Below are 21,621 nucleotides of genomic sequence, written 5' to 3' on the forward strand. Positions count from 1 at the left end.
CCTGGCTCGAGACATAGCCCAGATGCGGCGTCAGCATCGTGTTCGGGCAGGCGAGGATCGGCGCGTCCGGCGGCAGCGGCTCCTCCTCGCACACGTCGATGCCGGCGCGGGTTGTTTTGTTGGTCAGTGCGGAGGTACGCGCCGGGGGGCCGGGCGGGGGGGTGGGGGGCCCGGGCCGGGGGCGCGGGGGCGGGCGGGCCCGGGGCGGGGGGGGGGGCGCCGCGCCGGCCGGGGGGCGGGGAGCCCGGCATCGGCACGGCCAGCGCCATCTGCGCCCATTGCTCGCGCAGCCGCGCCTCCGGCATGCGCTGCTGGCGGGCCTGCACGGTCAGCACGCGGCCGAGCAGCCCGTGGTCGCGCAGCGACACGCCGAGGCCGGCCAGCCGCGCGGCGGCGAATTGCGCGGCGGTCTCGTTGGGGTCCATGGCGGTGCCCGCTTCCGGCACGCCGGGCGCGCCATCCACCTGCGCCTCGATCGCGAGCGTCGCGGCCTGGTCCCAGCTGATGCGGATCGGCGCGATCTCCAGCCGCCCGCCGGCGCGCGGCACGCTGCCGCGCATCTCCAGCCCGCCGGCGATCTCCTGGTAGCCGAGCATCTCCAGCCAGTCGGCATAGCCGCGCGGCGGGGTGACGAGCAGGCCCTCGGCGGCCAGGCCGCCGCGGGCGACGCCGTTCTCCAGCGCGCCTTCGCTGAGCAGCCGGCCGAGGGCGAAGACCGGCTGGCCGTCCCAGCTGGCATTGAGCGCCTCCAGGCTCAGCCGCTGGGGCACGCCCGGCATGGGGTCGGGGATCTGCAGGCCGCCGATCACCGCCTCCAGGGTCTGGGCGGCGTCCACGCCCGAAACCTCGGCCCGCGCCAGGCTGAGCGCGAGCTCGCCGTAGCCGGAGGCCGGCGCCGCCACCTGCAGCCCCTGCAGGGCGATCGCGGTGGCGCTGCCCGGCGTCCAGTCCCGCAGGGTCGCGGAGTCGAGGGACAGCGCGACGCCATCGGCCGGATCGCGCAGCGCCGCGCCCTGGATGACGATGCGGCCCGCACGGAACTTGCCGGGCGCGAACTCGCCGTTCTCGACCGGCAGGGTGACGGCTTCCAGCTCGACCAGGCCGAGCCGCGCCTCCTGCGCGTCCTGCTGCGCGCCGCGGAAGGCGAAGCCGGAGGCGGCCGCGGAGGCGACGCCGTCAGGGCGCAACTCCCGCAGCGCCAGCCGCTCCAGGCTGACGGCGCCCTGGCCCGGATCCTCGATCCGCGCCGCCTCGACCTCCAGCGCGTCGAGCGTGATGTTCGTCAGGTTGAGCGACTTGCCTTCCACCGGGATGGGCAGCCCGGCGACCAGGATGCGCGCGACCTCGCCCGAGCCGCCCTCCGGCGTGCGCAGGGTGATGCGCACGGCCTCGGCGCGGCCGAGCCGGGTTTCCGAGACATCCGCGAGGCGCAGCTCCGGCACCTCGACGCGGCCCTTGCCGTCGGTCAGCACCAGGTTGGAGAGCACGGCGCGTCCGGTCACCGGGTCCACCTGCCGCCCGCCGATCTCGAGCCGCATCTCCGGCGGCAGCGCCGCACGCAGCCGCTCGATCGCCGCATCCAGCCGGCGATCCGCTTCCGCCTGGGCGAGGGCCGCGGCGCCGGCCAGGAGCAGCACGCCGCCGAGGGCGTAGGCAGGAAGGCGATGACGCATTCGGGGCTCCATGTGCTTGCTTGGCGGGCAGACTACGGCGCGGGGCGCGGTCCGTCCAACGCGACGGCGCTTCCCTCTCCGCCGCGGATTGCTACGCTCCGCCCACGACCGGGAGATGACCGCATGATCCGCCGCCGCGCCCTGCTTGCCGCCCCCGCCCTGTTGGCCATGCCGGGCGTCGCCGCCGCGCAATCCTGGCCCGAGAGGCCGGTGCGCATCCTGGTGCCCTTCGCGCCGGGCGGGAACACCGACGGCTTGGCGCGCCTCACGGCCGAGATGCTGCAGGAGGCGCTGCCGGGATCGAGCTTCGTGGTGGAGAACCGCACCGGCGCCGGCGGGCTGCTGGCCGCCGAGCAGCTGGTGCGCGCCGCGCCGGACGGCCACACGCTGATGATGGTGGCCGTGGCGGTGCTGGCGGTGGCGCCGGTGGCGATGGCGCAGCCGCCGCGCTTCGACCCGGTGGCCGATGTGACGCCGATCGTGAATCTCGGCACCAATCCCTTCGTGCTGATGACCCATCGCAGCGTGGAGGCGACTGACCTCGCTTCCCTGCTCGACTGGATGAAGGCGCGGTCGGGGCGCTTCGTCTATGCCTCGGGCGGCGTCGGCAGCTTCCAGCATCTGTCCATGGCGCTGCTGCTGCAGCGCATCGGCGTGCAGGCGGAGCATGTGCCCTATCGCGGCGGCGCGCCGGCGCTGGCGGATGTACTGGCGGGCAATGCGCCGATGATGTTCGCCAACCTGTCCGAGGCCGTGCCGCATGCGCAGAACCCGGCGGTGCGCCTGCATGGCGTCTCCGGCCTGCAGCGCAGCCCGCAGCTGCCGCAGGTGCCGGCCATCGCGGAGCAGCTGCCCGGCTTCGAGACCGTCACCTGGAACGGGCTGATGGGCCCGAAGGGGCTGCCCGCGCCGCTCGCCGCGCGCATCCACGGCATCGTCGCCGACGCGCTGAAGCGGCCGGAGGTGCGGGCGCGGATGGAGCGGATCGGCGCCGACCCGCTGGGCGAGGGGCCGGAGGCCTTCGCCGCGCGGCTGCAGGCCGATGTCGCGCGCTGGAACGAGGTGGTGCGCGTCGCGGGCATCCGGCTGCAATAAGCGCCGGCGCCGGCCCGCGATCGGGCGGGCGTCGGGCGGGCATCAGGCGACGATGAGGAAATCCCCCGCCGACAGGTTCGGCTGGTTGGTCAGCGTGGCGACCAGGACAGCATCGGTTGCACCGGTGCCGTCCGGATCCCAGGCCAGCGCGCCGCCGGCCTTGACGTAGACGAACTGGCCCGAGGCCAGGCTCGGCGCATCGTTGGCGAAGCGCGCGGCGGCGAGCGACCCGACCGGCAGCACGCCGCCCAGCGCGGCGGCGGCGAAGGCGAGGCGGTCGTCGCCCACGCGGAAATCGGTCACCACGTCCGGGCCCTCGGCCAGGCTGCGCCAGAGGAAGTGGTCGAAGCCGCCGCTGCCCGAGAGGGTGTCAGCGCCGGCCCCGCCCTCCAGCGTGTCGTGGCCCTGTCCGCCCTGCAGGCGGTCGTTCCCCCCGAGTCCGCGCAGCAGGTTCGCGCCCGCATTGCCGGTGATCGTGTTGTCCAGCCCGTTGCCGGTGCCGGCCAGGTCGCCGCTGCCGAGCAGGACCAGGTTCTCGACATGGGCGGGCAGCGCCATGCCGATCGTGGTCAGGATCGTGTCGAGGCCTTCCTCCGGCAGCTCCACCACCTGGTCCGGGTCGCTCAGCACGTAGCTGTCGTCGCCCGGCCCGCCGATCCGGCGGTCCGCGCCTTCGCCACCCACCAGGCTGTCGGCGCCCGCGCCGCCGAACAGGATGTCGTCGCCCGCCCCGCCGTTCAGCGTGTCGTTCCCGTCCTCCCCCAGCAGGCGGTTGCTGCCGGCATTGCCGACCATGAGGTTGTCCGCGCCGTTGCCGTCGCCGCGCGCATTCGCCGTGCCGTTGAACCGAAGCACCTCGACATGGGCGGGCAGGGTGAAGCTCGCATTCATCACCGCCGTGTCGAGCCCGCCCCCCGGCTCCTCCACCAGGAGGTCGGTGGCGTCGGCGGCGTAGGTGTCGTTGCCGTCGCCGCCGATCAGCGTGTCGGCCCGCCCGCCGCCGATCAGCAGGTTGGCGGCGGCATTGCCTTCGATCACGTTGGCCAGCCCGTTGCCGGTGCCGTTGATCGCGCCGACGCCGGCCAGCACCAGGTTCTCGAGATGGGCGCCGAGCGTCCAGCTCAGCGTCGCCCGGACGGTGTCGGTCCCGCCCCTGGCCAGTTCGATGATCCGGTCGCCGGCCTCGTCCACCACCAGCAGGTCGTCGCCGCCCGCCCCCATCAGCGTGTCGGCGCCCGCGCCGCCGTCGAGCGTGTCCGCGGCCCGCTGGCCGCGCAGCAGGTCGTTGCCGCCGGCGGCGAGGATCAGCGTCGGGCCGGCGCCGCCGAGCAGCGTGTCGGCGCCGTCGGTCCAGCCGCCGGGCGCGCCGATGATGCGGTCGAGGAATTGCAGGAAGGCGATCCCGGCCAGGGTGTCGGCGCCTTCCGGCGCGCCTTCGCGCTGGTCGGCGACCCGCAGGCGGCCGGCGTCGAGGAGCGAGACGAGGAAATCCGCCGCCATCCCGCCGAACAGCGCGATGTTCGCGCCGGCGCCACCGTCGAGGCTGTCGTCGCCGCCGCCGCCGCCGAGCAGGTCGGCGCCGCCCGCGGCCAGCAGCGTGTCGGCACCCTCGCCGCCGAGCAGCGTATCCGCCGCATCGTCGTCGGTGGCGAACAGCAGCACGATCTGCTCGTTGTCGCCGAGCAGGTCGTCGCCCGCGCCGCCATCGACATAGTCCGCGCCATAGCCGGCCTCGATGCGGTCGTTGCCGCGCCCGCCCCACATCGCATCCACATCGCCATAGCCGGCCATGTAGTCGTCGCCGTCGCCGCCCCAGAGGCGGTTCGCGCCCTCGGTGCCGCCCAGGCTGTCGTTGCCGATGCCGCCCTCCACGGCTTCGATGCCGTAGAGCAGGTCGCCCTGCGCCTCGCCATAGGCGAAGACATAGGCGCGCAGGTCCACCAGCACGCCTTCGGTGTCGGCGGTGTAGTCGGCGATGTCGAAGCCGTCGCCGCCGTTCAGCAGGTCCGCCCCGGCGCCGCCGCCCAGCGTGTCGTCGAAGGCGCTGCCGGTCAGCACGTCCTGCCCGCCGAGGCCGAGAAAGGCGACGCCGAAGTCGCCGGCGGCGAAGGTGTCGTTGCCGCCGGTGCCGCGGAAGACCTCGACGCCGAAGAACCGCCCGAAGGTCGCGGCCCCGCCGTTCAGCGACTGGTTGGCGAGGTTCACGCCGACGGCGGCGCCGGTGAACAGGACCGTGTCCCGCCCGTCCTCGCCATAGGCGTAGTCGCTGCCGCCCGTCAGCAGGATGTCGTCGCCGAGGCCGCCCCAGATGGCGTCGCCGCCGCCGCCATGGACCTCGTCGTTGCCGTCGAGACCGCGCAGGATGTTGAAGCCGGCATCGCCGATGAGGGTGTCGTCGAACAGCGTGCCTTCGGCATCCTCGATCGAGACGAAGGTGTCGCCGCTGTCGTCGCCCGAGACCTTGCCGAAGGTGCCGTCGCCGCGGTCGAAGCCGAGATCGATCTTCCGGCCTTCCGGCCGGTCGCGATAGGAGACCATGTCGGCGCCTGGGCCACCGTCCAGGAAATCCCACCCGGCGCCGCCCTGCAGCGTGTCCGCTTCGGCAAAGCCGTAGAGGGCGTCGTCGCCATCGCCGCCGAACAGGTGGTTGCCGGCGGCATTGCCGATCATGGTGTCGGCGCCCACGGTGCCGGCGATGCCCTCCACGGCGATCAGCGTGTCGGTGCCGTCGCCCGAATCCGCGGTGAGCCAGAGGCCGTTGCCTTCGTAGCGGGCGAAGTCGTGCCCCTCGCCGCCATGCAGCAGGTCGTTGCCGGGGCCGCCCTGGAGCGTGTCGGCGCCGCCATCGCCGTAGAGCGTGTCGTCGCCGTCGTGGCCCTCGATCGCGTCGGCGCCGCCATAGCCGCTGATGACGTTGTCGGTGCCGTCGCCGCCCAGGCTGTCGTCGTAGCCGCTGCCGTTCAGGTTCTCGATCGAGACGAAGGTGTCGCCGGTGCCCCAGCCGCCGGTCGCCTTGCCGCCTTCCAGGCTCGCCAGCACCCGGAACGGCGAGCCGGTGTAGTCGGCGGTGTCGCGCCCCTCGCCGCCATCCAGCCGGTCCGAGCCGTCGCCGCCGTCGAGCAGGTCGTCCCCGCCATCGCCCGTCAGGGTGTCGTCGCCGTCCCGGCCGCGCAGCGTGTCGCCGCTGCCGCCGCCGCCGAGGAAGTTCGCCTCGGCATTGCCCTCGATCCGGTCGGCCCAGGCGCCGCCGAGCACGCCCTCGATCCCGCGCAGCGGCTCCTGGCCGCCATCGGCGATCGCATAGCCGTCGCCGCCCGGGCCGAGCAGGGCCGTGATCGAGAACTGCGTGGCGCCGTAGTCGGCAATGTCGAAGCCCGCGCCGCCCTCCAGCGTGTCGATGCCCTCGAGACCGGCGAGGGTGTCGTCGCCGCCTTCCCCCCAGAGCCGGTTGTTGCCCCAATTGCCGAGCATCCGGTCGTTGCCGCTGCCGGCGCGCGCGTTCTCGATCAGGCTCAGGCCGCTGCCCTGGTATTGCAGCGCGTTGTACACATGGCCGAGCGCGAAGCGCATCTTCGCAGGGTCGGTCGTGTCGAAGCGCAGGACCGCGCGCAGCGTCGTGCCGCCGACGTCGAGGTCGCTCCATTGTCCCGGCCGCAGGTCCACCGCCAGGTTCGTGGCGAAGGCCGAGAAGTCGTAGAGGTCGGTGCCGCCGCCGTCCCAGATGGTGCGGAACAGGATATTGGCGTCGCCGGTCGAGCCGTTCGTGAAGATGGTCTGGGCCTTGCCCTGGCCCACCTCGTCCACGAACATCTCGCCCGTGAGCGGGTCGAAGCGGTAGGTCGTGCCGCCGCCGTTGAAGCCGAAATCGGCGCCGTAGAGATGCTGCAGCGCCGCGATGTCGTACATCATGAAGCCCTGCGGGAAACTGCCCTGCAGGACGCCGCCGTCCTCGATGGCGGACCCGACGAAGGTGCGGTAGCTCATCACCGTGAAATCGAGGCTGTCGCGATCCACTGGCAGCACGGTCCCGCCGGTGTCGTGCGGGTGCTTCAGGCCGAGCGCGTGGCCGATCTCATGGAAGGCGAGGATGTAGCCTTCGGTGCCGAGCGGCGCGGTCGGGTAGCGCCCGGCCTGCACCCAGATGTCGCCCGGCCGCGTGCCGTTCGGGGGATTCGCATAGGCGGGGTTGTCGGCGTAGTGCGGGCTCTTGTCGGCGGCGTCGGTCAGGGCCAGCCGTACCGTCGCGGCGGACAGGCCGCTGTCCAGCCGCTCGACATCCTGCAGAGTCAGGGCTTCGAAGGCCGCCATCGCCGCGTTGGCGGCACGGATCAGGTCCGTCGGCAGGACGGCGACGCTCTTGAGCTCGTTGACGGTGGTGGTCGTGCCGTCCTTCGTGACCTGGTAGGCGTAGTCCTCCAGCCGCGCGACGTAGTCGGTGACGGTGCTGCCGAAGCCATAGGTGACGACCGGCAGGGTCCATCTCGTCCCGCCGAGCACGCCATCGATGTAGGGATCGTTCGTCTTGGTCGAGAGCACCCAGGACGCCATTCGCACGCTCCAGAAGCCAGGATGGCTCGATCATGTTCTTGCGCCTCGGCAACGGGCAAGTGGCGTTGCGGAGCGGGCGACGAAAGAACTACGAAATCGTCGGAGCGGCCGATGACCCTGACAACCCGCATGCTGCGCGACCCGATGACGACGCTTGGCGTCGCCGCGCATTTCCTCGGCCAGCGGACGCCGTTCCGCGATTTCCCGGCCGGGAAGCTGATCGCGACACTCGGCGGCCAGGCCCGTCGCGGCCATGCCCTGTTCGCGCTCGAAGGGCAGCGCGTCTGCGGCTATGTCGGCTGGGCGCTGTATACCGCGGCAGAGGCCGAGGCCTTTGCGCGCAGCGGCATGCCGCCGGCCGACCCCGCCGGCGCGCAGGGCGAGGTGGTGTGGATCCTCTGCCTCGCCGCGACAGGAAGGCCGGCGCTGCTGGCCTGCGTCAACGCGCTGCGGGCGCGCCATGCCGGACAGCGGGTGATGGGGGTGCGGCACCGTGCGGATGGCCGCCGCGTGCTGTTCGACACGCGGAGCCTCCTCCGCGCCGGGGAGCGGGGGGCGGGCCGCACCGGCTGATCCGCCGCGCCGCCCTCGCCCTGTGCGTCAGGCCACGGCGGCTGCCGCGCGCACGCCCTCGATCATGCTGGTGCGCAGCAGATGCGCGCGCGCGCGGTCGCGATCGGCCGCCGTCGCGCGCAGCTCCGCCAGCCGCGCTTCCCGCTTCGCCGGGTCCTTCTCCTCCAGCGTCTTCTTGTTGGCGATGGTCATGGCCTGCAGGAAGGCCTCCGCGACATGCCGCCGCTGGCGGTCGTAGCGGTCGAGCAGGTCCTCGGCGCCGCCCTCCAGCACCGCGGCGATCCGCTCGGCGGCGAGGATCGCGTCATGGATGCCGAAATTCATCCCCATCCCGCCGAGCGGGTTGTTCACATGCGCCGCATCGCCGGCCAGCAGCACCCGGCCCTTGCGGAAGACCGAGGCGACGCGCTGGTGGACGGCATAGAGGTTGGTGTGCACCACCTCGAAGGCGCCCGGCTGGGGGATCAGCGCCTGCACGCGCCCGCGCGCCGCGACGCGGTCGAGCAGCGCGGCCTCCTCGGCCTCGGGGTCGGTCGGGAAGACGATGCGCCAGAGGCCGGGCGGGCCCTTCGCCGGCACCTTGAACATCGCGCACCAGGTCACGGGATCGGAGACATAGGAGGAGATGGCGTAGCCCTTCGCCCCCATGTCCTCGGGCGTGGTGATGACCAGGAAGCGCTCGGGCCAGGTGAAGCCCTCGAAGCCGATGCCCTGCGCCTTGCGGACGATGCTGCGGCCGCCATCGGCGCCGATCAGGTAGTCGGCGCGATGCGTCTCGCCCTGCGTCGTGGTCACGGTGACGCCCGCCGCGTCCTGCGCCGCGCCCTCGACCTCCACGCCCCAGCGGATCTCGGCGTGCGAATGCCGGGACAAATGCGCCAGCAGGATGCGGCAGAGCTTGTGCTGCTCGCATTGCAGCCGAAAGGGGTAGGGCGTGATGTCGGACAGGATGGAGAGGTCGAACTCCGCCACCACCCCCTCCGCCCGGCCGCGGAACTGCCAGACGGGCGCGCGGATGCCCTGGGCGAGCAGGTCCGCGGTGACGCCGGCCTCGGCATACATCTCCATCGTGGGGGGATGGATGGTGGCGGCGCGGGGGTCCTCGAAGGGCTCGGTGTGGCGCTCCAGCACCCGCACGGGCACGCCGGCGCGTGCCAGGAACAGCGCCGCGGTCAGCCCCGCCGGCCCGGCCCCCGCGACGAGGACGCGCGGTTCCGCCATGCAATGTCCCTTTCCCGGCCCATGCGTGCCACGAAACTAGGCGCGCCCGCCGCGTCACGGAAGATCCGGGCGAGGCTTGCCGGGCCTCGGCGGCGGCGCGATTGTTGCACCGCACAGGCGCCGGGATGCGCCGAAGGACCGGGATTCGGATGGACCTCGCCTACCTGGCCGAATGGGCCAACCTGCTGATCCGCTGGCTGCACCTGATCGCCGGCATCGCCTGGATCGGCACCAGCTTCTACTTCATCGGCCTGGACAACCAGCTCGACCCGCCGCGCGACGGCAATCCGCGCGTCAAGGGCGAGCAATGGTCCATCCATGGCGGCGGCTTCTACCACAAGCAAAAATATGCAGTGGCACCAAGCACGCTGCCGGAGAAGCTGCACTGGTTCAAATGGGAAGCCTACTGGACCTGGATCAGCGGGTTCTCGCTGTTCGTGCTGATCTACTGGGCGAATGCCTCGACCTACCTGGTGGATCCGGCGGTGCTGGACATGCCGCCCTGGGTCGCCGTGCTGCTCTCCGCCGGCATGCTCGCGGGCGGCTGGGCGGTGTACGATCTGCTCTGCCGGTCGAAATTCGGCGAGGACGAGACCAAGCTGTCCATCGCCATGGTCGCGCTGCTCATCGTCGTGGCCTTCGTGGCGTGCCACGTCTTCAGCGGCCGCGGCGCCTTCCTGCAGGTGGGCGCCATGACGGGCACGATCATGGTGGCCAACGTCGCCATGGTGATCATCCCCGGCCAGCGGAAGATGGTGGCGGCGATGCAGGCCGGCCAGGAGCCCGATCCGAAATACGGCCGCTGGGGCAAGCAGCGCAGCGTCCACAACACCTATCTGACGCTGCCGGTGCTGTTCCTGATGATCAGCCCGCACTACCCGATGACCTGGAGCCATGACTGGAACTGGGTGATCCTGCTGGCCGTCACGCTGGCCGGTGCGCTGGTGCGGCAGTATTTCGTCTCCCGCCAGCTCGGCCGGAACCCGCTGCTGCTGCCGGCGGCGGCGACGGCGGTGGTGGTCGGGCTGATGGTGGTGCTGCGCCCCGCGCCGAACCCGGCGCTGGCGGGCATCGAGGTGCCGCCGATCGCGGAGGTGCATGCCATCGCCGCCGCGCGCTGCGCCACCTGCCACGCGGCGCGCCCGACCTTCGAGGGCATCGCCGCCGCGCCCAAGGGCGTTATGCTGGAGACGCCGCAGCAGATACGCCGCTGGGCCGCCTCCATGCGCCAGCAGATCGAGACCGAGGCGATGCCGCCGGGCAACCTCACCGAGATCACGGCGGAGGAGCGGATCAAGCTGCTCGCCTGGATCGCGGCGGGGGCACCGGCGCAATAGCTCTCCGATGCCGGGAGGGCGCAGGGCCTGCGAGCCGCAGGCGCGCCGGCCCGAGCACCGGACGGCTGAATCGGAGAGACGACACGATGACCAAGCCCTCGGCGCTGACGACGCATGTGCTGGACACCGCCGCGGGGAAGCCGGCGGCAGGGGTGAAGGTGGAGCTCTGGCGCCTCGGGCCCGGCGGCGCGGCGAAGGTGACGGAGCGGCTGACCAATGCCGATGGCCGCACCGACACGCCGCTGCTGACGCAGGAGGACTTCGTCGCCGGTCGCTACGAACTGCGCTTCCACGTGGGCGCCCATTTCGGCGGCGCCGGCTTCCTCGATGTCGTGCCGATCGCGGTGCGGCTGGAGGCGGGGCAGGGGCATTACCACGTGCCGCTGCTCGTTTCCCCATGGAGCTATGCGACCTATCGCGGCAGCTGAGCGGCTTGCCCCACCCGCCATCCGCCGGCAGGCTGGCGGCAGCGGGAGCAGGAACGGACCATGAGCATCACCGGCGCCGAATGGCTGGCGCGCAGCCTTGCCGCCTCCGGCCAGACGCATGTGTTCTTCGTGGATGCGGTGCTGCGCCCGACGCTGCTGGCGCTGTCGCGGCTCGGCGTGAAGCCGGTGCTTGCGCATACCGAGAAGGCGGCCGTGTACATGGCCGATGCCTATGCGCGGGTCAGCGGGCGGCCGGGCGTGGTGGCGGCGCAATCGGTGGGTGCGGCGAACCTTGCCGCCGGGCTGCAGGACGCGTTCCTCGCGCGTGCGCCGGTGATCGCGATGACCGGGCGGAAGGTCGCGGCGCACCAGCACCGCAACGCCTATCAGGAAGTGGCGCATGCGCCGCTGTTCCAGGCGGTGACGAAATTCGCGGCCGAGGTCGCCGTGGCCGACGAACTGCCGCAGCGGCTGCGCCAGGCCTGGGCGGCCGCGGTCAGCGTGCCCGCGCGGCCGGTGCATCTCGATCTCGCGGGCCTGCAGGCGGAGGTGATCGAGCAGGGGCAGGTGGCGGCGCCGCCCGCCGAACTCGGCGCGCTGACCGCGCCGCGCTTCCGCCCGGCGCCCGATCCGCATGCGATCGAGCAGGCGGCGGCGGCGCTTTCCCGCGCGCGACGCGTGGCCATCGTCGCGGGCGACGGCGCGGCGCTGTCGGGCTGCGGGGCGGAGCTGCTGGCCGTCGCGGAAAAGCTCGCCGCGCCGATCCTGACGACGCTCGGCGCGCGCGGCCTGGTGCCGACGACGCATCCGCTGCATGCCGGCGTGGTCGGCAGCTATTCCGCGCCGCCGGCGAACCGGATCGCCGCCGGCGCCGACCTGCTGCTGCTGGTCGGCTGCGACAGCGGCGACCAGATGACGCATGGCTGGCGCGTGCCGCCCCCCGGCACGCCGGTCGTGCAGATCGACGCCGATCCGCTCGAATTCGACCGCAGCTATCCCGCCGAGGTCGCCCTGCTGGCCGATCCGCGTGCCGCGCTGTCCGCGCTCGCCGCCGCGCTGCCCGACGTGGCGCGCGACCCCGCCTTCCTGCAGGACGTACAGGCGCAGCTTGCCGAATGGCGCGCGGCGATCGCGCCGCGGCTGGCCAGCGAGGCGACGCCGATCGATCCGGCGCGGCTCTGCGCCGAGCTCTCGCGCGCCTTGCCGGCGGATGCGATCCTCGTCGCCGACACCGGCTATTCCGGCATCTGGACCGGCACGCTGGTGGAGATCGCGACCCAGACCTATCTGCGCGCGGCCGGTTCGCTCGGCTGGGCCTTCCCGGCCGCGCTCGGCGCGAAATGCGCCGCGCCCGATCGCCCGGTGGTCTGCTATTGCGGCGACGGCGCCTTCCACTACCACCTGCCGGAACTGGAGACGGCGCGGCGCCTGGGGCTTGCGGTGGTGGTCGTGGTGAACAACAACCGCGGCTTCGGCCAGGGCTGGCCGAATGTGCGCCGCGTCGCCGGCAACGACAGCAACGCGGCAGCCGAGATCCTGCGCTTCGGCGAGAGCGCGGATTTCGCCGCCATCGCGCGCGGCTTCGGCCTGCAGGGCGTGACGGTGGAGCGGCCGGCGGACATCGGCCCGGCGCTGCGGGCCGCGCTGGCGCGCAACGAGACCACCGTGCTGGATGTGCGCACGGACATCGAATCGCGGGCCCCCGAGGCCAGCATCCCGGGAGGGTGAATCATATGGCGATCAAGGTCGCGGTGCTCGGCGCGGGCACCATGGGTCACGCGCTGGCGCTGGTCTATGCGTTGGGCGGGCATGAGGTGCGCCTCACCGACAGCTCCATGAACATGCTCGACAAGGCGGGCGGGCTGATGGAGACCGCGCTGGCCTCGCTCGTCGCGCATGGGGAGGCGCCGGCGGAATGCACGGCGGAGTGGCTTCATTCGCAGGTCACGCGCCTGCCGATGCTGGCCGAGACGGTGGAAGGCGCCGACCTGATTGTCGAGGCGATCATCGAGAACCCCGAGACGAAGCGCCTGCTGTTCACGGAACTGGACCGGCTGGCGCCGATGGAGGCGGTGATCGCCTCCAACACCTCCTATCTCGATCCCTTCCCGCTGATCCCCGAACGGCGCCAGGCGCGGTCGCTGGTGATGCACTGGTACACGCCGCCCTATCTGGTGGACCTGGTGGACATCGTCGGCGGGCCGAAGACCGATCCCGCCATCATCGCCTGGTCGCGCGACCTGGTCGCGGCGATGGGCAAGGTGCCGCTGGTGATGCAGAAATTCGTCCCCGGCTACATCGCCAACCGCATCCAGTCGGCGATCGCCGCGGAAGTCTATCGCCTGCTGGACGAGGGCGTCTGCACGCCAGAGGACATCGACACCGCCGTGGTGCACGGCCTGGCGCTGCGCATCCCGGTGGTTGCGGTGATGGCGAAGGCGGACTTCACCGGCCTGCCGCTGCTGCAGCACGCGCTGCGCAACGCCACCTACCAGCCGCCGCCGCCGCGCGCGAACAGCGACACGCTGGACAGGCTGATCGAGGAAGGCCGCACCGGCGTGATGTCGGGCGCGGGCTATTACGACTGGGGCAAGGACACGCAGGCGCTGATGGCCGCGCGCGACCGGCGGCTGATGGCGCTGAAGAAGGCGATGCGCGAGATCGGCACGATGGCCGGCGCGACGCGGGTGCAGGAGTAGAGCGGCGATGAGCATTTCCTATGATCTCAAGGGCAAGGCGGCGCTCGTCACCGGCGGCGCATCCGGCATCGGGCTCGCGACCGCGACGATGCTGGCGCGCGGCGGTGCGGCGGTGGCGATCAACCACCTGGCCGACGACCCGCGCGGGCCGGAAGCGGTGGCGAAGCTGCACGCGATGACCGGCGCCAGGGTCGTCTCCGCACCCGGCAATGTCGGCGACGCGGCGGATTGCGCGCGCATGGTGGAGCGCGCCGTCGCCGATCTCGGCCGGCTGGACTACCTGGTCAACAACGCCGGCACGCCCGCCACGCGCACCACCATCGCGCCGCATGAGCTGGAGCGGCTGACGGAGGAAGTCTGGCACACGCTGCTGGAGGTGAACCTGCTCGGCGTGTTCCGCTGCAGCAAGGCGGCGGCGCCGGCGCTGAAGGCGGCGCATGGCGCGATCGTCTCCATCGCCTCCATCGCCGGGATCAACCATGCGGGGTCGTCCATGGCCTATGGCGCGACGAAGGCCGGCGTGATCAGCCTGACCAAGAACCTCGCGCGCGGCCTGTCGCCGGAGGTGCGGGTGAATGCGGTGGCGCCGGGCGCGGTGGATTCCACCTGGATGATCGAATGGACCAACGAGCAGCGCGCCAGTTCGATCGACAACGCGCTCCTCAAGCGCCGTTGCACGCCGGAGGATATTGCGGAGGTGGTGGTGTTCCTGCTGGCGGGTGCCGCAATGGTGACGGGGCAGACGGTGGTGGTGGATGGCGGGCTGACGACGTGACGGCATAGGACGATACTGGCCGAGGACAGCGCCGCCCCCACCCCAACCCTCCCCCGCTAGCGCAGGGGAGGGAGCAGCGAGCGCCTGGTCTCCCTCTCCCGCGCAGCGGGGGAGGGTGGCCGAGCGAAGCGAGGACGGGTGGGGGCGCGACCGACAGCGCAAACGTAGAGAACGACAGACCATGCCCATCGCCGTCGATACCGCCCGCTTCCTCGCCGACCTGCACGACCTCCGGAAGATCGGCACCTACAGGACCGGCGTGCACCGTCCGACCTACACGAAGGAGGACATGGAAAGCCGCCGCTGGCTGATGGACCGCATGACGGAAGCGGGGCTCGCGCCGGAGATGGACGGCATCGGCAACGTCATCGGCCGCCACAAGGGCGCCGGGCCGCATCTGCTCGTCGGCAGCCATATCGAGACGCAGAACCATGCCGGCTGGCTGGATGGCGCGCTCGGCGTCGTCTCGGGGCTTGCGCTGGCCCGCGCGCGCCTGCCGGTGGACGTGATCGCCTTCGCGGACGAGGAGGGCCACTACGGCGGCTTCATCGGCAGCCGCAGCTTCATCGGCCAGCTCGAGGACGCCGAGATCGACCGCCTCGCCAACCGCTACCACGGAAAGCCGCTGCGCGAGGCGTTGAAGGAAGCGGGGCTGGAAGGCCGCCCGCGGATGCGCTGCGCGGAGGGCCGCTACAGAGGCTTCCTCGAGATGCATATCGAGCAGGGGACGCAGCTCGAAAGCGCGGGCCTGCGCGTCGGCGTCGTCACCGGCATCGTCGCGATCCGGCAGTGGAAGCTGGTCTTCACCGGCATGCAGGACCATGCCGGCGGCACGACGATGGCGGAGCGGCGCGACGCGGGCCTCTCGGCCGTGCGGCTTCTCGCGGAAATCGACCGGAACTTCCCGCTGGTCTGCGGGCCCCGCAGCACCTGGACCACGGGGCGCATCAGCCTCGATCCCGGCGCGGCCAGCATCATCCCCGGCCGCTGCGAGGTGCTGTTCCAGCTGCGCGACGTGGACACCGCCATCATCGACCGCATGGAGGAGCGCCTGCGCGCCCTGGTGCAGGAGAGCAACCGGCGCGAGAAATGCCCCTGCGTGCTGGAGCCCGTCAGCCTCTCCACGCCGGCCTTGTGCGATCCGGCGCTGCAGCAGGCGCTGGCGGATGCGGCGGAGGCGATCGCCCCCGGCGCCTGGCAGCGCATGCCCTCCGGCGCCGGGCATGACGCGCAATACGTCGCGCGGGTGATGCCCGCCGCGATGCTCTTCACCCCCTCCATCAACGGCATCAGCCACCACTGGGCCGAGGACACGAAGGAGGAGGACCTGGCGCTCTGCGTGCGCGTGCTGGCGGGAGGGGCGGCGCGCTACCTCGCCGCCTGACTCCCTCCCCCGTTCACGGGGGAGGGACGGGGTGGGGGCGGCGGCTACTGCGCCTGGATGTTCGCCGCGCGCACCACCTCGCCGAACTTGGCGTTCTCGGCCCGCATGAAGGCGCCGAACTCCCCGGCGCTGCGCGGCGTCACGCGCGCGCCCTGGCTCGCCACGCGCTCCGCCATCGCCGGGTCGCGCATCACCTTCAGCGTCTCGGCCTCCAGCTTCGCCAGCACCGGCGCGGGCACGCCGTTCGGCGCGATCAGGCCGAACCAGATCGCCATCTCGTAGTCGATCCCGGCTTCCTTCATCGTCGGCACGTTCGGCAGCGCGGGATGGCGCGAGGAGCCCGAGACCGCCAGGGGCTTCAGCGTGCCGTTCTGGATATGCGGCAGCAGCAGCGGCACGCCCTCGAAGGCGACGTCGATCTCCTTCGCCAGCAGCGCGGTCGCGACCGGCGCGGCGCCGCGATAGGGGACGTGGGTGATGTCCACGCCCGCGCGCAGCTTGAACAGCTCGAAGGCGAGATGCGTGCTGCCGCCGATGCCGGCGGAGGCATAGTTCAGCGCCCCCGGCCGCGCCTTCGCCGCCGCGACGAGTTGCGCGATGCTTGTCACGTCGAGCTTCTGCGTCGCGACCATCACGATCATGATCTCGGCGCAGCCCGCCACCGGCGTCAGGTCCTTCAGGGGATCGTAGCCGGCATTGGTGAAGAGGTGCGGGTTGATCGCCATGGTCGCGGTGTTGGCGATGCCGATGGTGCGGCCGTCGGGACGCGCCTGCACCACCTCCCGCGTGCCGATCATGCCGCCGGCGCCGGCCTTGTTGTCCACCACGACGCTCTGCCCGAGGCCCGCCGGCAGCCGGTCCGCCAGCAGCCGCGCGAGCCCGTCGTTGAAGGCGCCGGGCGGGGCGGGGACGACGATGCGCACCGGGCCGTCCTGGGCGCGGGCGATGGCGGGCAGCGCCAGCACGGCGCCGGCGGCCAGCAGGGAGCGACGGTTCGGCAACATGGACCCTTCCTCCTTCACGGCTTCATCGCCGCTATGTCTTCGAGTGTCGCGCCAAGGCCGAAGCCCGGCGAGTCGTCGGGCACCACCATCCCGTCCTTCGGCACGGCCATGCCGGGGAACAGCCGCGTCTCCTCGAGCGGTATGCCCGGCGCGGTGCCACAGAACATCTCGCCCATCGGCGCGCCGGGCATGGCGAAGCCGAAATGCTGGCCATAGGGCGTGTTCATGCCCGCATGCGGGATCACCGCGATGCCGGCCGCGTCCGCGATGGCGTGGATGCGCAGCAAGGCTGTCAGCCCACCGGCCCAGGCGATGTCGGGCTGCAGCACATCCGCCATGCGGCGCGCGGCGGCATGCAGGAAGGGCGGCGGCATGTACCAATGCTCGCCCGTCGCCAGCCCCATCCAGGGCAGGCGTTTTCTGAGCGATTCCTGCCCGTCCAGGTCCTCGGGTGTGAGACAATCCTCGATCCAGCGCAGGCCATGGGGGCGCAGCCGTTCCGCCAGCCGCACCGCGTATTCGACGTCGAGCGCCATCCAGCAATCGAGCATCAGCTCCACGTCGTGGCCGATCATTTCCCGCGTGCGCGCGACCAGCTCCTCGTTGCGGTTCAGGCCGGGCAGCCCATCGGCCGGCCCAAAGGGCAGCGGCAGCTTGGTGGCGCGGAAGCCGAGCTCCATGTGCCAGTCCGTGTCGCCGCCGGTGGCGTAGCAGGGGATGGCGGGCCGCGCCGGACCGCCGATCAGCCGCCACACCGGCTGCCCCAAAATCTTGCCCTTGAGGTCCCAGAGCGCGAGGTCCACCGCGCTGATCGCATAGGCCGCCAGCCCCGCCGCGGAATAGGGCGAGGCCATGCGCGCCATCATGTCCCACAGCGTCTCGGTCGCCAGCGCGTCCTCGCCGATCAGCAGCGGCGCCAGGTGGCTCTCGATGGTCGGGATGACCGGCCCGGCATAGCGGGTGATGCCGAAGCCCCAGTTGCCGTCGCTGGCGGTGACGAGGCAGCCGACGCCGGGCCAGGAAGGGCGCCAGATCGTGCGGTCCTGCTTGAACCGCGCATGGCGGCCCATCGGCCCCGCGACCTCCGCCGTGCCGTTCCAGCTCGGCCGCCGCGGCTTGGTGCGCGGCGGGCCGCCGACCAGGTCGCTGCGGATCGGGAAGGCCTGGATCGCGGCGATGCTCGGCATGGAAGCAGGCTAACGCGCGCTCCGCCGCGCCGGGAAGGGGCCGCCGTCAGTCCAGCAGCGTCGCCGCCACCCGAAGCAGGCTGCCATCCGGCACGCGCAGCGCCTCCAGCACGCGGAAATGGTCGGCGCCCGGCACCGGCACCAGCGGCCCCGGCGCATGCGCCGCGCTGCGCAGCGCGTGGAAGTCGCGCGACTGGCGGCAGAGCTCCGGCAGTTCCGTGCTGCCATAGGCGATCGCCAGCGGCTTCTGGACGACCGGCCGGCGCATGGGGGAGAGTTCCGCGATCTCCTCCTCCGTCAGCTTCAGCGCGGCATTCAGCCTGGTGTCGCGGATCGGCGCGAGTTCGAAGATGCCGGAGATGGCGAGGCCGGCCGTAACCGCCGGATGCTCCAGCGCCAGCGCCGTGAGGTGCCCGCCCGCCGACCAGCCGGAGACGACGAGTGGCCCCGCGATGCGATGCTCCGCGCCATGCGCCGAAAGCCAGTCCAGCGCGGCATGGACCTGCCAGGCGATGCGCGTCAGCGAGGCTTCCGGCGCCAGCGTGTAGCCGTTGAACGCCACGCTCCACCCCATCGCCAGCGCGCCTTCGGCAAGGTGGCAAAAGTCCTCGCGCCCGTTGCGCTGCCAGTAGCCGCCATGGATGAAGACCAGGCAGGGCGCGTGCGGATCGCGGCCCGGGAACAGGTCCCAGGCCTCCCGCTGCGTGTCGCCGAAGGCGAGGTCGAGATGGCCGGCATGCGCCGCGCGGAAGGCGGATGCGGCGGCGTTGCGCTCCGCGACGAGGGCGCGGCTGTCGGCGACGGCGCCCGCATTGTCATAGGCCGCGTCGCGCTCGGCCTGGCTGGCGGAGGCCCAGAAGCCGGGCAGGGGGCTCATGCGGGCAGCTCCATGATCGGCTTGCCGGCGAGATAGGCTTCCACCGCCGCGACGGCGCCTTCGAAATAGGCCGCATAGGCCTGGCTCGAGACATAGCCCAGATGCGGCGTCAGCATCGTGTTCGGGCAGGCGAGGATCGGCGCGTCCGGCGGCAGCGGCTCCTCCTCGAACACGTCGATGCCGGCGCGGATTCTTTTGTTCGTCAGTGCGTCGATCAGCGCGGGTTGGTCGATCAGCGGCGCGCGGGAGGTGTTCACGATGATCGCGCCGGGCTTCATCCGCGCCAGGTCCGCCGCGCCGACCAGGCCGCGTGACCGGTCGGACAGGATGACATGCAGCGTCACCACATCCGCGCGGGCAAAAAGTTCCTCCTTCGTCGCATAGGCCACGCCGGCCGCCGCGGCCTTCTCCGGAGTGAGGTTCTGGCTCCAGGCGATCACCTTCATGCCCAGCGCGGCGCCGACCTTCGCGACCGCCGTGCCGAGCTTGCCGAGGCCGACCACGCCGAGCGTCAGCCCGCCGGCGGAGGTGCCGACCGTGGTCTGCCAGCGCCCCGCGCGCAGGCTCTCCATCTCCGCCGGCACGTTGCGCAGCAGGTTCAGGATCAGCGCCCAGGTGATGTCCACCGTCGGCGCGCCCGCGCCTGGCGTGCCGCTGACGACGATGCCGCGCGCCTTCGCCGCCGCCACGTCGAAGCCGCGGTTCCGCTCCCCGGTGGTGATGAGGAGCTTCAGGTTCGGCAGCCGCTCGATCAGGGAGGCGGGGAAGGGCGTGCGCTCCCGCATGCCGAGGATGGCGTCGAAGGGAAGCAGCCGCTGCACCAGCGCATCCCGGTCCTTCAGCGTGTCCCGGAAGACCTCGATGGCGAGGGATTTCGGCAGCCGCGACCAGGGGCCCATCGAGAGCGCGACGCCCTGATAGTCGTCGAGGATCGCGAGGCGCGAGAGCTGAGGCATGGTGGTCCCTTCGGCGGTCACGGCCGCGGTTTACGCCGGCGCGCCCGCGCCCCCCCCCCCCCCCCCCGCCGCGCGCCCCCCCCCCGGGGCGGGGGGGGGCGGGGGGGGGGGGGCGCGGGGGGGGGCGGCCCACGACCAGCGCCGCCGCGGCCGCGCGCAGCCGCTCGGGCAGGGGCTGCGGCTTGGTCTGCGTCGCGCGGTCCACATAGACATGCACGAAATGGCCCTCGGCGCTGGCGGCCTCCTCGTCCTCGCGGAAGATCGCGATGCCGTAGCGGATCGAGGTGTTGCCCAGCCGCTCCACGCGCAGCCCGGCCGTGACGGTCTCGGGGAAGGAAATCGGCGCGTGGTAGCGGCAGAGCGTCTCCACCACCACGCCGATCACCGGGCTGTCGGTGAGGTTGATCGCGCCCGATCCCAGCAGGAAGCGCGCCACCACCGTGTCGAACCAGGAATAGTAGGTGACGTTGTTGACGTGCCGGTAGACGTCGTTGTCCATCCACCGCGTCGGGATCTCCAGGAAGAAGCGGTACTCGGCGCGGGTCGGCCGGGTCTTGCTCACGCCAGCGCCTCCGTCACGATCGCCTCGTCCACGCAGGCAGCGAAGCCCGGTGCGCGCGCGATGGCGCCGGCGCCGAGCATCGCTTCCTGCAGCGTCTCGAAGGCCTCGCGCGGGAAATGCGGCGTGCGGCTCCAGATGCCGAGGGCGCGGTAGCGCGCCAGCGCCCTCTCCAGCACGGCGCGGTCGATCTCGGCGAAGAACGGTGCGGCGGTGGCGGCGATCTCGGCCGGCGGCGCGGCGTGCAGCCAGGCCTGCATGGCGGCGATGCCGCGGACCATCGCGCGCATCGCCTCCCGCTTCTCCGCCAGCATCGCGCGGGTGGCATAGAAGGCGGTGTAGCTGGTCGGGCCGCGCGAGGCCTGCGCGTACCACACCGCGCCGCCGCGATCCTCCAGCAGGCTCGCGAAGGGCTCGAACAGCATCGCCGCCTCCAGCCGGCCCTCGGCGACGGCGGCCATGTTCTCCGCCATGGTCCGGCCGGCGACCACGCGCGGTGCGGCGGCATCGAGCCCGGCGCGCGCCAGGTCGTGCTGCAGGCACCACCAGGGCGTCGGCACCTCGCTCACCACGCCGAGCTCGAGGCCGCGGAAATCGGCCATCGCGAAGCCGGGCCGCGCGCCGCGCCCGAGGATCAGAAACGGATCGCGCACCACCACCGCGCCGAAGCTGACCAGCGGGCTGCCGCCGTCGCGCGCCTGCTCGCGGATGACGCGCATCGGACCGCTCCAGGCGAGATCTGCCGCCCCGGAGAGCAGATTGGCCGCCGCGCGGTCGGGATCGCCGACCGTCAGCAACTGCACCTCCAGCCCCTGATCGGCGAAGTCGCCGCGCGCGAGGGCCGCGTAGAACGGCGTGTAGAAGACGGCCCGGAAGGGCTCCTGCAGGGTCAGGACGGGCATTCGGCACTCCCGGGGTCGGCGTGGCCCGCAGTTTGCAGCATCATCGGCGCATCCGAAAACCGGGGGAGAAGCACGACATGACCATCCATCGCCGCGCGCTGCTCGGCGCGCTCGCCGCCGCGCCCATCGCAGCACCCGCCCTGGCGCAGGCGCCGCGGCCGATCCGCGTGATCGTGCCCTTCGGCGTCGGCGGCCTGACCGATGTGGTGGCGCGCATCCTGATCGAATTCATGTCGCCCGCGCTCGGCCGGCCGATGGTGGTGGAGAACATGGGCGGCGCGGGCAGCACCATCGGCGCCACCACATCGGTCCGGCCGCCGCCGCCGCAGGGCACGATCACGCGGATCGGCCGCGGCGCCAGCGCCAGGGCGGGTGCTGCGATGGGCGCGGCGGCGAGGGCCCC

16 protein-coding genes and 2 pseudogenes are annotated in these 21,621 nt (G+C 72.3%); 9 read left to right on the top strand and 9 right to left on the bottom strand.

Annotation, left to right across the window (positions count from 1 at the left end):
* Window positions 1-94, bottom strand: a 94-nt coding sequence (locus AC1MIR_RS01800) for a hypothetical protein (RefSeq protein ID WP_480027043.1), incomplete at its 3' end; no start/stop codon positions are given.
* Window positions 95-1,796: 1,702 nt separating this feature from the next.
* Between AC1MIR_RS01800 and AC1MIR_RS01805 the strand changes: the two genes are divergently transcribed.
* Window positions 1,797-2,768 (top strand): Bug family tripartite tricarboxylate transporter substrate binding protein, encoded by a 972-nt coding sequence (locus AC1MIR_RS01805; protein WP_480026476.1) that lies wholly within the window; start codon window positions 1,797-1,799, stop codon window positions 2,766-2,768.
* 42 nt (window positions 2,769-2,810) lie between these two features.
* Here the strand turns inward: AC1MIR_RS01805 and AC1MIR_RS01810 are convergent, their stop codons facing one another.
* Window positions 2,811-7,316: a M10 family metallopeptidase C-terminal domain-containing protein gene (locus AC1MIR_RS01810; RefSeq protein WP_480026477.1), complete on the bottom strand. Its 4,506-nt coding sequence runs from the start codon at window positions 7,314-7,316 to the stop codon at window positions 2,811-2,813.
* Between the two features lie 111 nt (window positions 7,317-7,427).
* On the opposite strand from AC1MIR_RS01810, the gene AC1MIR_RS01815 reads away from it, so the two are divergent.
* Window positions 7,428-7,889, top strand: a complete 462-nt coding sequence (locus AC1MIR_RS01815; RefSeq protein WP_480026478.1) for a hypothetical protein — start codon at window positions 7,428-7,430, stop codon at window positions 7,887-7,889.
* Window positions 7,890-7,916: 27 nt separating this feature from the next.
* On the opposite strand, the gene AC1MIR_RS01820 is transcribed toward AC1MIR_RS01815, so the two are convergent.
* Window positions 7,917-9,110, bottom strand: coding sequence for an FAD-dependent oxidoreductase (locus AC1MIR_RS01820; RefSeq protein ID WP_480026479.1), 1,194 nt, complete (start codon window positions 9,108-9,110; stop codon window positions 7,917-7,919).
* 149 nt (window positions 9,111-9,259) lie between these two features.
* Here AC1MIR_RS01820 and AC1MIR_RS01825 point away from each other — a divergent pair, with 149 nt between their 5' ends.
* From AC1MIR_RS01825 to AC1MIR_RS01850, 6 genes are all read left to right on the top strand, one after another.
* On the top strand, window positions 9,260-10,447 hold the full coding sequence (locus AC1MIR_RS01825; RefSeq protein WP_480026480.1) for a urate hydroxylase PuuD: 1,188 nt from the start codon (window positions 9,260-9,262) through the stop codon (window positions 10,445-10,447).
* An 86-nt stretch (window positions 10,448-10,533) separates the two neighbouring features.
* Window positions 10,534-10,875 (top strand): hydroxyisourate hydrolase, encoded by a 342-nt coding sequence (uraH, locus tag AC1MIR_RS01830; RefSeq protein WP_480026481.1) that lies wholly within the window; start codon window positions 10,534-10,536, stop codon window positions 10,873-10,875.
* 60 nt (window positions 10,876-10,935) lie between these two features.
* Complete coding sequence (locus AC1MIR_RS01835) at window positions 10,936-12,603, top strand: thiamine pyrophosphate-binding protein (protein ID WP_480026482.1); 1,668 nt, start codon at window positions 10,936-10,938, stop codon at window positions 12,601-12,603.
* Between the two features lie 5 nt (window positions 12,604-12,608).
* Window positions 12,609-13,574: a 3-hydroxyacyl-CoA dehydrogenase family protein gene (locus AC1MIR_RS01840; protein WP_480026483.1), complete on the top strand. Its 966-nt coding sequence runs from the start codon at window positions 12,609-12,611 to the stop codon at window positions 13,572-13,574.
* A 7-nt stretch (window positions 13,575-13,581) separates the two neighbouring features.
* Window positions 13,582-14,349, top strand: coding sequence for an SDR family NAD(P)-dependent oxidoreductase (locus AC1MIR_RS01845; RefSeq protein WP_480026484.1), 768 nt, complete (start codon window positions 13,582-13,584; stop codon window positions 14,347-14,349).
* A gap of 181 nt (window positions 14,350-14,530) precedes the next feature.
* Window positions 14,531-15,733, top strand: a complete 1,203-nt coding sequence (locus tag AC1MIR_RS01850; RefSeq protein WP_480026485.1) for a hydantoinase/carbamoylase family amidase — start codon at window positions 14,531-14,533, stop codon at window positions 15,731-15,733.
* Between the two features lie 44 nt (window positions 15,734-15,777).
* Here the strand turns inward: AC1MIR_RS01850 and AC1MIR_RS01855 are convergent, their stop codons facing one another.
* The 6 genes and pseudogenes from AC1MIR_RS01855 to AC1MIR_RS01880 form a co-directional block, all read right to left on the bottom strand.
* Complete coding sequence (locus AC1MIR_RS01855) at window positions 15,778-16,737, bottom strand: Bug family tripartite tricarboxylate transporter substrate binding protein (protein ID WP_480026486.1); 960 nt, start codon at window positions 16,735-16,737, stop codon at window positions 15,778-15,780.
* Between the two features lie 14 nt (window positions 16,738-16,751).
* Window positions 16,752-17,924, bottom strand: a complete 1,173-nt coding sequence (locus AC1MIR_RS01860) for an enolase C-terminal domain-like protein (RefSeq protein WP_480026487.1) — start codon at window positions 17,922-17,924, stop codon at window positions 16,752-16,754.
* 46 nt (window positions 17,925-17,970) lie between these two features.
* Complete coding sequence (locus AC1MIR_RS01865) at window positions 17,971-18,801, bottom strand: alpha/beta hydrolase (protein ID WP_480027044.1); 831 nt, start codon at window positions 18,799-18,801, stop codon at window positions 17,971-17,973.
* Window positions 18,798-19,778, bottom strand: a complete 981-nt coding sequence (locus AC1MIR_RS01870) for a D-2-hydroxyacid dehydrogenase family protein (protein WP_480026488.1) — start codon at window positions 19,776-19,778, stop codon at window positions 18,798-18,800. Before AC1MIR_RS01870 ends, AC1MIR_RS01865 begins: the two co-directional genes overlap by 4 nt.
* Window positions 19,779-19,917: 139 nt before the next feature.
* Window positions 19,918-20,319 (bottom strand): annotated as a pseudogene (locus tag AC1MIR_RS01875) (acyl-CoA thioesterase); the annotation flags it as partial.
* On the bottom strand, window positions 20,316-21,218 hold the full coding sequence (locus AC1MIR_RS01880; protein WP_480026489.1) for an ABC transporter substrate-binding protein: 903 nt from the start codon (window positions 21,216-21,218) through the stop codon (window positions 20,316-20,318). The gene AC1MIR_RS01880 and the pseudogene AC1MIR_RS01875, both read right to left, overlap by 4 nt.
* A gap of 77 nt (window positions 21,219-21,295) precedes the next feature.
* On the opposite strand from AC1MIR_RS01880, the pseudogene AC1MIR_RS01885 reads away from it, so the two are divergent.
* A pseudogene (locus tag AC1MIR_RS01885) lies at window positions 21,296-21,621 on the top strand (Bug family tripartite tricarboxylate transporter substrate binding protein); the annotation flags it as partial.

The sequence above is a fragment of the Falsiroseomonas sp. RANM36 genome (assembly GCF_056682175.1).